The sequence below is a fragment of the Citrobacter freundii complex sp. CFNIH2 genome (genome assembly GCF_002880615.1).
Classification (GTDB): domain Bacteria; phylum Pseudomonadota; class Gammaproteobacteria; order Enterobacterales; family Enterobacteriaceae; genus Citrobacter_A; species Citrobacter_A amalonaticus_F.
The window spans coordinates 1,181,161-1,194,540 of sequence record NZ_CP025757.1 but is presented as its reverse complement, the minus strand read 5'-3'; the positions used below and the strand labels follow the sequence as shown (position 1 = coordinate 1,194,540).

Here is a 13,380-nt window from a genome sequence, read left to right as displayed (position 1 = left end):
ATGGGGTCAGGTCGTTGATTATCAACCGTGTTGTGTTGGGTGGGGTGTTCACCCGACTAACCCCGGTAAGAGAAAACAGGACAGGTCGAAATTAAATTATGCTAATGAGATAAGCAGCGTTCAAAAGCCGAGCGTACGCTTTCATAGCACTCTCTTGAACGCATCAGTTGCTCCCAGATCGAGTTATGATCCGCCCCAGCGATCGTGAGTAATTTCTTTTGACAGGCCTGCGTTGCCGACGTGACCAGCTTATTCGGTATCTCTGCGGGGATGATGGTGTCATTTTCGGCAGCGATAACTAACAAATCACCGGTAAATTGAGCGGCGATAGCCCAGGCATCCGTCGCGTCCCAACTGCGATCCTCGCGTATGATGGCCGAAAAATCGGGGCCGAATTTAACCTGATATGCGGGCGTTGCATAAACACCCGGCACCATCAGAATCAGCGAGCGCAGTGGAACCACCTTACTGAGCTGAAGCGCATTGTATGCCCCCATGCTGACGCCCACACAGCCGGTAAAAATCAGCCCCTGGAAATCCATCACCGCCTGTGCCTGCCGGGTGCGGCTGAACAGCGAGGAATCGTGAATGTCGCCCCCGGTTGCTCCATGACCTAAAAAATCGAATATCGTCGTTCCAAAACCTGACTCATCCAACATAACGCGATATTTGTGGAAAATGGTGCTGTCTTTCCCACCGCCGTGTAGCATCAGGACATGTCCATTGCGGCCAGACGTACTTTCAGCGTAAAGCGTTTCGCCCTGAAAAGGGACCTGGAAAGAGTGGCTTTGCATCATGAGTGTCGCGTTATTAAAGGATGAGGTTTTCGGTTTTATCAAACCCGATAACCTCACGCAATGCCTGGTTCTACATTAGCTTCCAGAATAACGTTTTGAGATTTTCGCCGCCATACGGCTTAAAAACGGTTCCAGTGCCAGCGCCAGCAACATTTTTAGCGGACGGCGGGCGACGGATTTCACCGCCCACCCTGCGACACCCGCGGGGCCGTAGCGTAGCGCAGTCAGAAGCACCAGCTTACCTGCTATTTTCATACCGGGTTTTACCCTTTGCCCGGCGCGTTGCCAGCGATTATTCATCTCAGCCCTCTAATGACTTACAACTGACGGAAGCGGCTACGCAACGTAAACGTGTCCGAGGTGACGTAACGCTCCATTTCACGTAAGCGTTTCTCCCCCGCCGCCAGCTCTTTATCGACAATATCTAATAGCTCACCGCTGGACGGTTGCTGCTCGCCTGCGGCAAGGTTGTCCGGCATCGGATCAAGCACAAACGCCAGAATGATGTAGACGACCAGGGTGAAAAAGGCCAGCCCGAAGAAGATCGACAACACCACTAAAATACGCACCAGTTTTACCGGTACATCCAGATACTGCGCGATCCCCGCGCACACGCCCCGCAGCATGCCCTGCTGCGGAATGCGCCATAATTTTTTGTTCAGATCAATACCGCCCATTAGCGATCCCTCCAGTTCGGATGTTCCGCATCGAGAATATCTTCCAGCGCCTGGATACGTTCACGCATGCGCTGCGCGTCATCGGTCAACTGAACTAAACGTTGCTGTTCGCTTTGCGATAATTCCCCGCGACTGGAACGGTTGCTGTAATGCAGCCATAACCAAATCGGTAACACAAACAGCACGAAGATGGTTAACGGAATGGCCAGAAATAGCGCGCTCATGAGGTCTCCTTACAGGTGATGAGCGGCGGCGCGTTCGGGCGCCGCCAGGTATTATTATTGCTTGTCTTGCTGCATTTTAGCTTTCAGTTGCGCCAGCTGTTCGCTGATTTCATCATCCGCTTTCAGGTCGGCAAACTGCTGATCCAACGTTTTCTGTTTGCCAAAGTTGTGGCTTTCGGCTTCCGCTTCCATGTGGTCGATGCGACGCTCGAAAGATTCAAAACGCGCCATCGCTTCATCCAGCTTACCGCTGTCCAGTTGACGACGCACGTCACGGGATGAGCTGGCGGCCTGATGACGCAGCGTCAGCGCCTGCTGACGGGCACGGGTTTCGCTAAGTTTGTTCTCCAGCTCGCCAATCTCTTTCTTCATGCGCGTCAGCGTATCGTCGACCAGCGTCACTTCATGCTCCAGATTGCCAATCAGATCGGTCAGCTTCTGTTTTTCGATCAGCGCAGCGCGAGCCAGATCGTCTTTCTCTTTACGCAGCGCCAGCTCCGCTTTTTCCTGCCACTCTGACTGCTGAGCCGTCGCCTGTTCGATGCGGCGTGATAACTGTTTCTTTTCCGCCAGCGCACGTGCCGAATTGGAACGTACTTCAACCAGCGTATCTTCCATTTCCTGAATCATCAGACGAACCAGCTTCTGCGGATCTTCCGCTTTCTCGAGCAGTGCGTTGATGTTGGCATTCACGATGTCGGCGAAACGAGAAAAAATACCCATAATTCTATCCTCACATTTTTCTGATGTCGGGCGATGCCCTGCTGATTCTCTAATACAATCTGCGTGCCAACTTTTTAATCCATTGATTTAGCTAGGGATGTACCGTTTTACCTCGACAAGAAAACAGAGTAAAGTGGTGAAATACACTAACATGTGGCGAAATTCATCATGGCAGAATACAAAGATAATTTGTTAGGGGAAGCCAACAGCTTTCTGGAGGTACTGGAGCAGGTTTCCCGCCTCGCACCGCTGGACAAGCCGGTACTGATTATCGGCGAACGCGGTACCGGGAAGGAGCTGATTGCCAACCGCCTGCATTATCTCTCCTCTCGTTGGCAGGGGCCGTTTATTTCGCTTAACTGCGCGGCGCTGAATGAAAACCTGCTCGACAGCGAACTGTTCGGCCATGAAGCCGGGGCATTCACCGGGGCGCAAAAGCGCCATCCCGGACGTTTTGAACGGGCCGACGGCGGCACGCTGTTTCTGGATGAACTCGCCACCGCCCCAATGCTGGTGCAAGAAAAACTGCTCAGAGTGATTGAATACGGTGAGCTCGAGCGCGTCGGCGGCAGCCAGCCATTACAGGTGAACGTGCGGCTGGTTTGCGCGACCAATGCGGATCTTCCGGCGATGGTTAGCGAAGGGGCCTTTCGGGCCGATTTGCTGGACCGACTGGCGTTCGACGTGGTGCAACTGCCGCCTCTGCGCGAGCGTCAGGCGGATATCATGCTCATGGCGGAACACTTTGCCATCCAGATGTGCCGTGAAATTCGTCTGCCGCTGTTCCCCGGATTTACATCGCATGCCAGGGAGACGTTGCTGAATTACGGCTGGCCGGGGAATATCCGCGAACTAAAAAACGTGGTCGAGCGTTCGGTATACCGGCACGGCACCAGTGAGGCGCCGCTGGATGAGATTGTGATCGACCCCTTTAAACGCCACGTGCCAACGCCCCCCATCGCAGACACCGCAGCAACGGGTCCTTCGCTGCCCCTCGATTTACGCGAATTTCAGCAACAGCAGGAAAAAGCATTGCTGCAAACGAGTCTGCAACAGGCAAAATTTAACCAGAAACGGGCAGCGGAATTGCTGGGGCTGACCTATCACCAGTTGCGCGCATTGCTCAAAAAACATCAGATTTAGCGCTTCCCGCCCCCTGATTGCGCATATTTACGCCAGTTGCCCGCAGACATTTGTACCTGGCGGGCGATAGTGCGATACACTTTGCAAATCGTACCTAAAAACCTTAAAAATTATGCGCCTGGTTTTATCGTCTCTGATCGTGATGGCTGGACTTCTGAGTGGTCAGGCTACTGCTGCGCCTGAAACCGCCCCGCGTGAAGATATTCGCGACAGTGGCTTTGTCTATTGCGTGAGTGGGCAGGTCAACACCTTTAATCCGCAAAAAGTGAGCAGTGGGCTGATCGTCGACACCCTGGCCGCCCAGCTCTATGACCGGCTGCTGGATGTTGATCCCTATACTTATCGTCTGGTCCCGGAACTGGCGGAAAGCTGGGAGGTGCTGGATAACGGCGCAACCTATCGCTTCCACCTGCGTCGCGATGTGGCGTTTCAAAAAACGGCCTGGTTTACGCCTACGCGTAAACTGAATGCCGACGACGTGGTTTTTACCTTTCAGCGCATCTTTGATCGCAACCATCCGTGGCATAACGTCAACGGCGGCAATTTCCCCTATTTCGACAGTCTGCAGTTCGCCGATAACGTACAGAGCGTGCGTAAGCTCGATAGCAACACCGTGGAGTTTCGTCTGACGCAACCGGACGCCTCTTTCTTATGGCATCTGGCGACCCATTACGCATCCGTGATGTCAGCCGAATATGCCGCGCAGTTAACAAAACAGGATCGCCAGGAGCAACTCGACCGCCAGCCGGTAGGTACCGGTCCGTTCCAGCTTTCCGAATATCGTGCCGGGCAATACATCCGCCTGCAACGTCATGACAAATTCTGGCGGGGTAAGCCGCTGATGCCGCAGGTGGTGGTGGATCTGGGATCCGGCGGAACCGGACGTTTGTCGAAACTGCTCACCGGTGAATGTGATGTACTGGCCTGGCCTGCCGCCAGCCAGTTGACGATCCTGCGTGACGATCCGCGCCTGCGTCTGACGCTGCGTCCGGGGATGAATATCGCCTACCTGGCGTTTAACACCGATAAACCCCCGTTGAATAATCCGGCGGTTCGCCACGCCCTGGCGCTGGCCATCAATAACCAGCGTCTGATGCAGTCTATCTATTACGGCACGGCGGAAACGGCAGCCTCTATTTTACCTCGCGCCTCGTGGGCGTATGACAACGAGGCTAAAATAACAGAATACAATCCGGCCAAATCCCGTGAGCAGCTCAAAGCGCTGGGACTGGAGAATCTGACGCTGCGACTGTGGGTGCCAACCAGTTCGCAGGCGTGGAACCCCAGTCCGTTAAAAACCGCTGAGCTTATCCAGGCGGACATGGCGCAGGTTGGGGTGAAAGTGGTGATTGTACCGGTTGAAGGTCGTTTCCAGGAGGCGCGGTTGATGGACATGAACCATGATCTGACGTTGTCCGGCTGGGCAACTGACAGTAACGATCCGGACAGTTTCTTCCGCCCGTTACTCAGCTGCGCGGCCATCAATTCACAGACTAACTTCGCCCACTGGTGCAATCCGGAGTTCGACAACGTACTGCGCAAAGCGCTCTCTTCTCAGCAGCTTTCTGCGCGTATTGATGCGTATGATGAAGCGCAGAACATCCTCGCCAAAGAGTTGCCAATCCTGCCGCTCGCCTCGTCACTGCGCCTGCAGGCCTATCGGTATGACATTAAAGGCCTGGTGTTAAGCCCGTTTGGTAATGCTTCTTTCGCCGGCGTGTCGCGCGAAAAAAACGATGAGGTGAAAAAACCATGATTATCTTCACCTTGCGTCGTTTACTGTTGCTGATGGTCACGCTGTTTTTTCTGACCTTTATTGGCTTCAGTCTGAGCTATTTTACGCCGCATGCGCCGCTACAGGGCGCATCGTTGTGGAATGCGTGGGTGTTCTGGTTCAAGGGCCTCATCCACTGGGACTTTGGCGTCTCCAGCATCAACGGACAGCTTATCTCTGAACAGCTCAAAGAGGTGTTCCCGGCCACGATGGAACTCTGCACGCTGGCGTTCGGCTTTGCGCTAATGGTGGGAATTCCGGTGGGTATGCTGGCGGGCATTACCCGCAACAAGTGGCAGGATCGCTTGATCAGCGCCCTCGCCCTGCTCGGCTTTTCAATCCCCGTGTTCTGGCTGGCGCTCCTGCTGACCCTTTTCTTTTCCCTGACCCTCGGCTGGCTGCCGGTGTCGGGCCGATTCGATCTGCTCTACGAAGTGAAGCCGGTCACCGGTCTGGCTATTGTCGACGCCTGGATCTCTGACTCTCCCTGGCGTGATGAGATGGTAATGAGCGCCGTGCGCCATATGGTCTTGCCCGTGCTGACGCTGGCGGTTGCGCCGACCACGGAAGTGATTCGCCTGATGCGTATCAGTACCATTGAAGTGTTTGATCAGAACTACGTGAAGGCCGCGGCCACACGCGGTTTGTCACGGTTTACGATCCTGCGCCGCCATGTACTGCATAACGCCTTACCGCCGGTGATCCCCCGCCTCGGCCTGCAGTTCTCAACGATGCTGACGCTGGCGATGATCACCGAGATGGTCTTTAGCTGGCCGGGTCTCGGTCGCTGGCTAATTAACGCCATCCGTCAGCAGGACTACGCGGCAATTTCCGCCGGCGTGATGGTGATCGGTTCGCTGGTCATCATCGTCAACGTGATTTCCGACATTTTGGGTGCTATGGCTAACCCTCTGAAACATAAGGAATGGTATGCCTTACGATAGCGTTTATAGCGAAAAGCGCCCGCCGGGTACGCTGCGCACCGCATGGCGCAAATTTTATGGCGATACGACAGCAATGGTCGGCCTGTACGGCTGCGCGGGACTGGTGGTGTTATGCCTGTTCGGCAACTGGTTTGCGCCGTATGGCATCGATCAGCAGTTCCTCGGTTATCAGTTGCTGCCGCCCTCATGGTCACGCTATGGCGAAGTCTCCTTCTTCCTCGGTACTGACGATCTGGGACGCGATGTTCTGAGCCGTCTGCTCAGCGGCGCGGCCCCCACCGTGGGCGGCGCGTTTGTCGTTACCCTCGCCGCCACGCTGTGCGGGCTGTTTCTCGGCGTGGTCGCCGGAGCAACGCACGGTCTGCGTTCCGCCGTGCTGAACCATATTCTCGATACCCTGCTGTCGATTCCGTCACTGCTGCTGGCGATTATCGTGGTCGCCTTCGCCGGGCCGCATTTAACCCATGCCATGTTTGCCGTCTGGCTGGCGCTGCTGCCGCGCATGGTGCGCTCGGTTTACAGCATGGTGCATGACGAACTGGAAAAAGAGTACGTTATCGCAGCGCGTCTTGATGGTGCCTCGACGCTGAATATCCTCTGGTTCGCTATTCTGCCCAACATTACCGCGGGCTTGATCACCGAAATCACCCGTGCGCTGTCGATGGCGATACTGGATATTGCCGCGCTCGGTTTTCTCGATCTTGGCGCGCAACTCCCCTCTCCCGAATGGGGTGCGATGCTGGGCGATGCGCTGGAGCTGATTTACGTTGCGCCGTGGACGGTGATGCTGCCCGGTGCAGCCATCATGATCAGCGTCCTGCTGGTCAACCTGCTGGGTGACGGCGTTCGCCGCGCGATCATTGCGGGGGTGGAATAATGCCATTACTGGATATCCGCAACCTGACCATTGAATTTAAAGCCGGCGAAGAGTGGGTCAAAGCCGTCGACCGCGTCAGTATGACCTTGAGCGAAGGTGAAATTCGCGGGCTGGTGGGTGAATCCGGTTCTGGTAAGAGCCTGATCGCCAAAGCCATTTGCGGCGTCGCCAAAGACAACTGGCGCGTCACCGCCGACCGAATGCGTTTTGACGATATCGACCTGCTACGCCTTTCGCCACGTGAACGACGCAAACTGGTGGGACATAACGTTTCGATGATCTTCCAGGAGCCGCAGTCGTGTCTGGATCCGTCCGAGCGCGTCGGTCGCCAGTTGATGCAAAACATTCCGGCGTGGACCTACAAAGGCCGCTGGTGGCAGCGTATTGGCTGGCGGAAACGTCGCGCCATTGAACTGCTGCACCGCGTGGGGATTAAAGATCATAAAGACGCCATGCGCAGCTTCCCGTATGAACTGACCGACGGTGAATGCCAGAAAGTGATGATCGCCATTGCGCTGGCAAATCAACCGCGACTGCTGATTGCGGACGAACCAACTAACGCAATGGAACCGACCACCCAGGCGCAGATCTTCCGCCTGCTGACGCGGCTGAATCAGAACAGCAATACCACCATTTTGCTGATCAGTCATGACCTGCAAATGCTCAGCCAGTGGGCGGATAAAATTAACGTGCTGTACTGTGGTCAGACAGTGGAAACCGCGCTGAGCAAAGAGCTGGTGACGACACCGCATCATCCGTACACCCAGGCGCTGATCCGCGCCATTCCTGACTTTGGTAGCGCCATGCCGCACAAAAGTCGTCTGAACACCATGCCCGGAGCCATCCCTTTGCTGGAACAATTGCCCATCGGCTGCCGTCTTGGTCCACGCTGTCCCTACGCACAGCGCGAATGTATTGAAACGCCGCGTCTGACCGGGGTGAAAAATCATCTCTACGCCTGTCATTTCCCGCTGAATATGGAGAGAGAGTGACATGGTCGAGACCTTACTTGAAGTGCGTAATCTGAGTAAAACCTTCCGCTATCGGACAGGCTGGTTTCGCCGTCAGACCGTAGAAGCCGTGAAGCCGTTGAGCTTTACGCTGCGCGAACGGCAGACGCTGGCCATCATCGGCGAGAACGGTTCCGGCAAATCCACGCTGGCCAAAATGCTGGCAGGAATGGTTGAGCCAACCAGCGGCGAGTTACTGATTGACGATCATCCGCTTGAATTTGGTGATTATTCGTTTCGTAGCCAGCGCATCCGCATGATTTTCCAGGACCCGTCGACCTCGTTGAACCCGCGTCAACGTATTTCGCAGATCCTTGATTTTCCACTGCGTCTGAATACCGATCTCGAACCGGAACAACGGCGCAAGCAGATTATTGAGACCATGCGGATGGTAGGACTGCTGCCCGATCATGTCAGCTACTATCCGCATATGCTGGCGCCTGGACAAAAACAGCGTCTGGGACTCGCCCGCGCGATGATTCTGCGCCCGAAAGTGATTATTGCCGATGAAGCGCTGGCGTCGCTTGATATGTCGATGCGCTCGCAGTTAATCAACCTGATGCTGGAACTGCAGGAAAAGCAGGGAATTTCGTACATCTACGTCACCCAGCATCTGGGCATGATGAAGCACATCAGCGACCAGGTACTGGTGATGCACCAGGGTGAAGTGGTCGAACGCGGTAGCACCGCCGACGTGCTGGCCTCTCCGCTGCATGACCTCACCAGGCGTCTTATTGCCGGGCATTTTGGCGAAGCGCTGACGGCAGACGCGTGGCGAAAGGATCGGTAATTTATTTATCGGGAAGACGACAAAGGCAGAGTTCTCTCTGCCTTTTGGTTTACTGATAGTTGGCGATAACCTGCACCACGGCATTTGCCGGGCCAGGTGCGGCATCCCCTGATGTGCGGATATAACGGGCGGCCATCTTGATGGTGTTATCGCCGCCGGTGAAGCCATTGCCACCAAGGGGGGTAAGATCACCACTGAATGCTGAGTTTAACGAGTGTGCATCGACATAACTGTTCAAGATGACAGGATTCACAGGTTCTGAGGCATTTTGCGTACTGTAATCGCCCCAGGCTAACTGGATGCCATAGCCCTGAGCCCCAGTGCCGTCTAGCGCAATGATACCTCTGTTGGGATCAATCGCTCCGTTATTTAAGGGAACGATACTAATTTCGACTTTGCCATTCGCTTTGTCATTAGCCGAAATTTTAGTATCTGAGGCAATACTGTAGGGATTGTTATAACTACTACTATTATCCGAGTCAGAAGCGCCGTTATACCCCATCCCATTAGGGCACACAAGCTTAAAACTGGCATCCCTCCATTCGGAATGCCCACCTGCGCCGTCATAATCCCCCATATTAACATTTACATTATCCCCTTCTATATTGCAGGTTCCTGGCAAGAACAACATGGTTAGTGTTAATATCCTTGAACTGCTGATATAAGCATTACCGTTATCAATTACTCTATCAGAATATCCACTGTTTATTTTATACCCGGGATACATATAAATCACTGCAACATCGGTACCGGTAAAAGTCATTGGACCATTACTCATTGGTAGCATGCCTGGGATCTTCCAATATTTTATAGTCGCCCAAAAACCCACTCCTAAGCCTGCTCCACCGGAATATATAGAAGATGGGTAATTTTGCAAACTTGCACTGTTTACATCAGCTGAGATTGAAATACCGATGCCAGATATATTTGTACTATAGATATAATCCTCCCCTATTGTACCCACAAGAGTAGCATCATTTAGAATGGTATAATACATATTTAGAGACGCCGTGCAATTACTCGCCGACATTCCAACGTTTATATGTGCAGCAGTATAAATAACAGTCCAATCTGTAACATTAGTCCCCAAAGTCATTGTTAGCTTTGAGGGCTTTAATTCATAAGGGACATGAATTTCAGACCATTTATTATAATTATTAGTCGTGGATGTTTGAGGGCTACAACTAACCGTGGCAGCAAATAAAGAGAAAACATGAAAACAACAAAAGATAATCATTAATTTAAAAAAATGCATAAAGCCCTCCAACTGACAGACACTGGTAAATCGCTGAATGGTGTTTTTGTTGTTTTTACCGGAGCTGGGTGAATCCATTGCGTATACAACTGGATACCAACAATGCTCACCCGATTCATTTCTAAGCCACCACATAGGGTTTTGCTTATTAAAATTAATTAATGACAAATAAAATATCACTATATTGCAAATGAACCATCATATTTAAGTCCAAAAATAGACAAGTATAATAATTTTTTATTCAATTAACGTTATTTTACGAAAGCGCTATTACACAGCAGTTCGTTAAGTGAGATTAATGAATGAGATCGGTTTGATAAGAGATGACGTTAATGAGGACAAAAAGGCAGAGAGCCCTGCCTTTTTGTTTACTGATAGGTGGCGATAACCTGCACGACGGCATTTGCCGGACCAGGCGCGGCATCCCCTGACGTTCGGATATAACGGGCGGCCATCTTGATGGTGTTATCGCCGCCAGTGAATGCGTTTTCACCAATCTTTGTCTCACCAGCCAGGAATGCGGAGTTCAGGGAATGCGCATCGATATAATTGTTTAAAATGACAGGGTTAGTAGGTTCTGAGACATTTTGCGTACTGTAATCCCCCCAGGCTAGCTGGATGCCATAGCCCTGAGCGCCAGTACCATCGAGGGCTATAATACCTTTGTTCGCGTCAATGGTTTCGGTATAGGGAACGATGCTGATTTGGACCTGACCATTAAGGACATTATTAGGCGTAATTTTTGCGTCAGGCGAAAGTTGATAGGGATAATTGGCATTTGATTGGGCGTTTGCTGAACCACCATATCCCCAGGCATCTGGACAAATAAGTTTAAAGCTTGCATCTTTCCACTCAGAGTGACCGTTTGAACCATCATAATCACCCAAATCAACATTAACGTTGTCACCTGCAACGTCACAGGTTCCTGGTTGAAATATGAGTGTGCCTTGCAAAATCCTTGACGAATTAAGATAATAATCGTAATTCCCATGCAAAACTCTATCTGCGTAGTTACTTGATATTGACCACCCAGTAGCCCCCCCTAACAGCCCTGCAACCTCAGGACCTGTTACTGAGAGCGTACCACTTTCCATGGGGATATTCTCTCCAGGTATTTTCCAGTATTTAACTGACATGGTATAAGAAGCCCCTTGAGCAGGTGAATCCCAGCCATAATTCGTAGTAGGGAAAGCTGAAATACCGTGACCTTTATCGTCATACACTGAAATACCGATTCCAGGAACATTAGTTTTAAAAATAATATCATTACCGGAGACCCTTACTGGCGTCTCGGATGTAAGCAAGGTGTATTGACTATCATCCCAGCCATTACATGTTGAGTAAACCCTACCAAAGACAATATTGTCCAGTTCATAAATCAATTGCCAGTCAGACAAATTTGAGCCAATTGTAATTTGAACATTCGCAGGCTTTAACTCAATATTAGTATGAATCGATACCCAATCCGACTGCGGTCCAGATGTTGAGGGCTCACAATCCAATGTCGATGCAAATACTGAATAAGCATGAAAGCAGATAAAAAAAATGACTAATTTATAGATGGACATAGCTGCACCTACTCGTAAACGTCGTTGAAGCGCAAATCACATTGGGTTGTTTCACCACTTTCGAATGAGTCCAGTGCATGTGCCTTCTGATTTCTTCTATTTTCATCCTCAAATTTTTCTGAGTTTTTCATAGCTTTTACTGATTAATATTAAATAACACAAACAAGATACCATTGCGCAGATATCGCGCAATCATATTTCAGTCCAAAAACAGACAATTATGATAATTTTTATTCAATTAACGTTATTTTACGAAAGCGCTATTACATAGCAGTTCATTAAGTGAGATTAATGAATGAGATCGGTTTGATAAGAAAGGACGTCAATGACGACAAAAAGGCAGAGTTCTCTCTGCCTTTTTATTTACTGATAACTGGCGATAACCTGCACCACAGCATTTGCCGGACCAGGCGCGGCATCCCCTGACGTTCGGATATAACGGGCGGCCATTTTGATGGTGTTGTCGCCACCAGTGAAGCCATTACCACCAAAGGGGGTAAGATCACCACTGAATGCTGAGTTTAACGAGTGTGCATCGACATAACTGTTCAAGATGACAGGATGCACAGGTTCCGTGGCGTTTTGGGTACTGTAATCGCCCCAGGCTAACTGGATGCCATAGCCCTGAGCCCCAGTGCCGTCTAGCGCAATGATACCTCTGTTGGGATCAATCGCTCCGTTATTTAAGGGAACAATACTAATTTCGACCTTGCCATTTTTTTGAGTATTGCTGGTGATACTGTAATCATGAATAGAAAATGGGTAACTATAGCCAGAACTGCCTTTGGTCCCACCGTTATATCCGTATGCCGTTGGACAAATTAATTTAAAGCTCGCATCTTTCCAGGCAGACGCCCCATTTGCACCGTCATAGTCACCCATCTCGACATTAATGTTGTCACCTTCAATGTTGCAAGTGCCCGGTTTAAAAATGAGCGTCCCAACAATAATCCTCGAGCCATTGATATAGGCCATGCCATCACTGGTAATACGGCTGTGGTCAGAACTTGTAAAACTATTCCCTGATTTTTTGTATATCACGGCATACTCTGGCCCCGTAACAGTGATGGCCCCCGCATCCAGAGGAATATTTTGATTGGGTATTTTCCAGTATTTAACGATGGCATGAAAACCAATGCCATTAGCCTGATGATCCCACGGGATATAGGCCCATGGATAAGGTTGCATTGAGGTATAGGGATAATTCCCCGAACCGGAGCCTCCACCACCATTCCCGGAGACGGAAATACCAATACCCGGTACGTCGGTCGCATAGATATAATCAGATCCTTGATGGCCGATTGAAGGTAACTGTGTCAGCATCGTCAGATAGTCTAATATACCACTTGCGTTACAGGTTCCGGAGTCGTTACCTATGACCACATCGAAAGCGGTGTATAATACTGCCCAGTCGGAGATGTTTTGACCTAAGGTTGTATTAACATCTGCTGTCGCAATGTCAAAGGTACTGTGCATTTGGGCCCATTGGTTGTAATTATATGTTGTAGTTGTCAGCGGCTCGCAGTTTATCGCGGCTTCAGATTCCGTATAAGTGAATAACAATAAGACAGAAATCGCTAATCTATAAAAAATCATAA

The 13,380-nt window shown here is 51.1% G+C and carries 14 protein-coding genes; 6 read left to right on the top strand and 8 right to left on the bottom strand.

Features of this window, described 5'->3' with window-relative positions:
• Positions 1-101: 101 nt before the first annotated feature.
• The 5 genes from WM46_RS06095 to pspA form a co-directional block, all read right to left on the bottom strand.
• Positions 102-797 (bottom strand): alpha/beta fold hydrolase, encoded by a 696-nt coding sequence (locus WM46_RS06095; protein WP_102601726.1) that lies wholly within the window; start codon positions 795-797, stop codon positions 102-104.
• 75 nt (positions 798-872) lie between these two features.
• Positions 873-1,097 carry a phage shock protein PspD gene (gene pspD, locus WM46_RS06090; protein ID WP_102601725.1) on the bottom strand — a complete coding sequence of 75 codons (225 nt, stop codon included), beginning with the start codon at positions 1,095-1,097 and terminating at the stop codon, positions 873-875.
• 17 nt (positions 1,098-1,114) lie between these two features.
• A complete protein-coding gene (gene pspC, locus WM46_RS06085) occupies positions 1,115-1,474 on the bottom strand; it encodes an envelope stress response membrane protein PspC (RefSeq protein ID WP_043000555.1) in 360 nt (119 codons plus the stop codon).
• A complete protein-coding gene (gene pspB, locus WM46_RS06080; RefSeq protein ID WP_042318763.1) occupies positions 1,474-1,698 on the bottom strand; it encodes an envelope stress response membrane protein PspB in 225 nt (74 codons plus the stop codon). The genes pspC and pspB overlap by 1 nt, the downstream gene beginning before the upstream one ends.
• A 54-nt stretch (positions 1,699-1,752) precedes the next feature.
• Positions 1,753-2,421, bottom strand: a complete 669-nt coding sequence (pspA, locus tag WM46_RS06075) for a phage shock protein PspA (RefSeq protein WP_102601724.1) — start codon at positions 2,419-2,421, stop codon at positions 1,753-1,755.
• Positions 2,422-2,589: 168 nt separating this feature from the next.
• Here pspA and pspF point away from each other — a divergent pair, with 168 nt between their 5' ends.
• The 6 genes from pspF (at position 2,590) to sapF (ending at position 8,959) form a co-directional block, all read left to right on the top strand.
• Positions 2,590-3,564 (top strand): phage shock protein operon transcriptional activator, encoded by a 975-nt coding sequence (gene pspF, locus WM46_RS06070; RefSeq protein ID WP_102603789.1) that lies wholly within the window; start codon positions 2,590-2,592, stop codon positions 3,562-3,564.
• A 112-nt stretch (positions 3,565-3,676) separates the two neighbouring features.
• Complete coding sequence (sapA, locus tag WM46_RS06065) at positions 3,677-5,320, top strand: ABC transporter substrate-binding protein SapA (protein ID WP_102601723.1); 1,644 nt, start codon at positions 3,677-3,679, stop codon at positions 5,318-5,320.
• Complete coding sequence (sapB, locus tag WM46_RS06060) at positions 5,317-6,282, top strand: peptide ABC transporter permease SapB (RefSeq protein WP_102601722.1); 966 nt, start codon at positions 5,317-5,319, stop codon at positions 6,280-6,282. The genes sapA and sapB overlap by 4 nt, the downstream gene beginning before the upstream one ends.
• Positions 6,269-7,159, top strand: coding sequence for a peptide ABC transporter permease SapC (gene sapC / locus WM46_RS06055; protein ID WP_043000550.1), 891 nt, complete (start codon positions 6,269-6,271; stop codon positions 7,157-7,159). Before sapB ends, sapC begins: the two co-directional genes overlap by 14 nt.
• A complete protein-coding gene (sapD, locus tag WM46_RS06050) occupies positions 7,159-8,151 on the top strand; it encodes a peptide ABC transporter ATP-binding protein SapD (protein WP_046480997.1) in 993 nt (330 codons plus the stop codon). The genes sapC and sapD overlap by 1 nt, the downstream gene beginning before the upstream one ends.
• Before the next feature lies 1 nt (position 8,152).
• Positions 8,153-8,959, top strand: coding sequence for a peptide ABC transporter ATP-binding protein SapF (gene sapF, locus WM46_RS06045; protein ID WP_102601721.1), 807 nt, complete (start codon positions 8,153-8,155; stop codon positions 8,957-8,959).
• Between the two features lie 49 nt (positions 8,960-9,008).
• Here sapF and WM46_RS06040 read toward each other — a convergent pair whose 3' ends face one another.
• From WM46_RS06040 to WM46_RS06025, 3 genes are all read right to left on the bottom strand, one after another.
• The gene (locus WM46_RS06040) at positions 9,009-10,349 is read right to left on the bottom strand and encodes a fimbrial protein (RefSeq protein WP_102601720.1); all 1,341 of its coding nucleotides are present in this window, start codon (positions 10,347-10,349) and stop codon (positions 9,009-9,011) included.
• 233 nt (positions 10,350-10,582) lie between these two features.
• The gene (locus tag WM46_RS26325) at positions 10,583-11,782 is read right to left on the bottom strand and encodes a fimbrial protein (protein ID WP_187394456.1); all 1,200 of its coding nucleotides are present in this window, start codon (positions 11,780-11,782) and stop codon (positions 10,583-10,585) included.
• Positions 11,783-12,145: 363 nt separating this feature from the next.
• A complete protein-coding gene (locus WM46_RS06025) occupies positions 12,146-13,378 on the bottom strand; it encodes a fimbrial protein (RefSeq protein ID WP_187394455.1) in 1,233 nt (410 codons plus the stop codon).
• Positions 13,379-13,380: the final 2 nt, after the last annotated feature.

Excerpts from the sequence above, each read along its gene's own strand:
- sapD (WP_046480997.1), top strand. The coding sequence starts at position 7,159 with ATGCCATTACTGGATATCCGCAACCTGACCATTGAATTTAAAGCCGGC.
- sapF (WP_102601721.1), top strand. The coding sequence starts at position 8,153 with ATGGTCGAGACCTTACTTGAAGTGCGTAATCTGAGTAAAACCTTCCGC.
- pspF (WP_102603789.1), top strand. The coding sequence starts at position 2,590 with ATGGCAGAATACAAAGATAATTTGTTAGGGGAAGCCAACAGCTTTCTG.
- WM46_RS06025 (WP_187394455.1), bottom strand. The coding sequence starts at position 13,378 with ATGATTTTTTATAGATTAGCGATTTCTGTCTTATTGTTATTCACTTAT.
- pspA (WP_102601724.1), bottom strand. The coding sequence starts at position 2,421 with ATGGGTATTTTTTCTCGTTTCGCCGACATCGTGAATGCCAACATCAAC.
- pspC (WP_043000555.1), bottom strand. The coding sequence starts at position 1,474 with ATGGGCGGTATTGATCTGAACAAAAAATTATGGCGCATTCCGCAGCAG.
- sapB (WP_102601722.1), top strand. The coding sequence starts at position 5,317 with ATGATTATCTTCACCTTGCGTCGTTTACTGTTGCTGATGGTCACGCTG.
- sapA (WP_102601723.1), top strand. The coding sequence starts at position 3,677 with ATGCGCCTGGTTTTATCGTCTCTGATCGTGATGGCTGGACTTCTGAGT.
- WM46_RS06040 (WP_102601720.1), bottom strand. The coding sequence starts at position 10,349 with ATGTGGTGGCTTAGAAATGAATCGGGTGAGCATTGTTGGTATCCAGTT.
- sapC (WP_043000550.1), top strand. The coding sequence starts at position 6,269 with ATGCCTTACGATAGCGTTTATAGCGAAAAGCGCCCGCCGGGTACGCTG.
- WM46_RS26325 (WP_187394456.1), bottom strand. The coding sequence starts at position 11,782 with ATGTCCATCTATAAATTAGTCATTTTTTTTATCTGCTTTCATGCTTAT.
- WM46_RS06095 (WP_102601726.1), bottom strand. The coding sequence starts at position 797 with ATGATGCAAAGCCACTCTTTCCAGGTCCCTTTTCAGGGCGAAACGCTT.
- pspB (WP_042318763.1), bottom strand. The coding sequence starts at position 1,698 with ATGAGCGCGCTATTTCTGGCCATTCCGTTAACCATCTTCGTGCTGTTT.
- pspD (WP_102601725.1), bottom strand. The coding sequence starts at position 1,097 with ATGAATAATCGCTGGCAACGCGCCGGGCAAAGGGTAAAACCCGGTATG.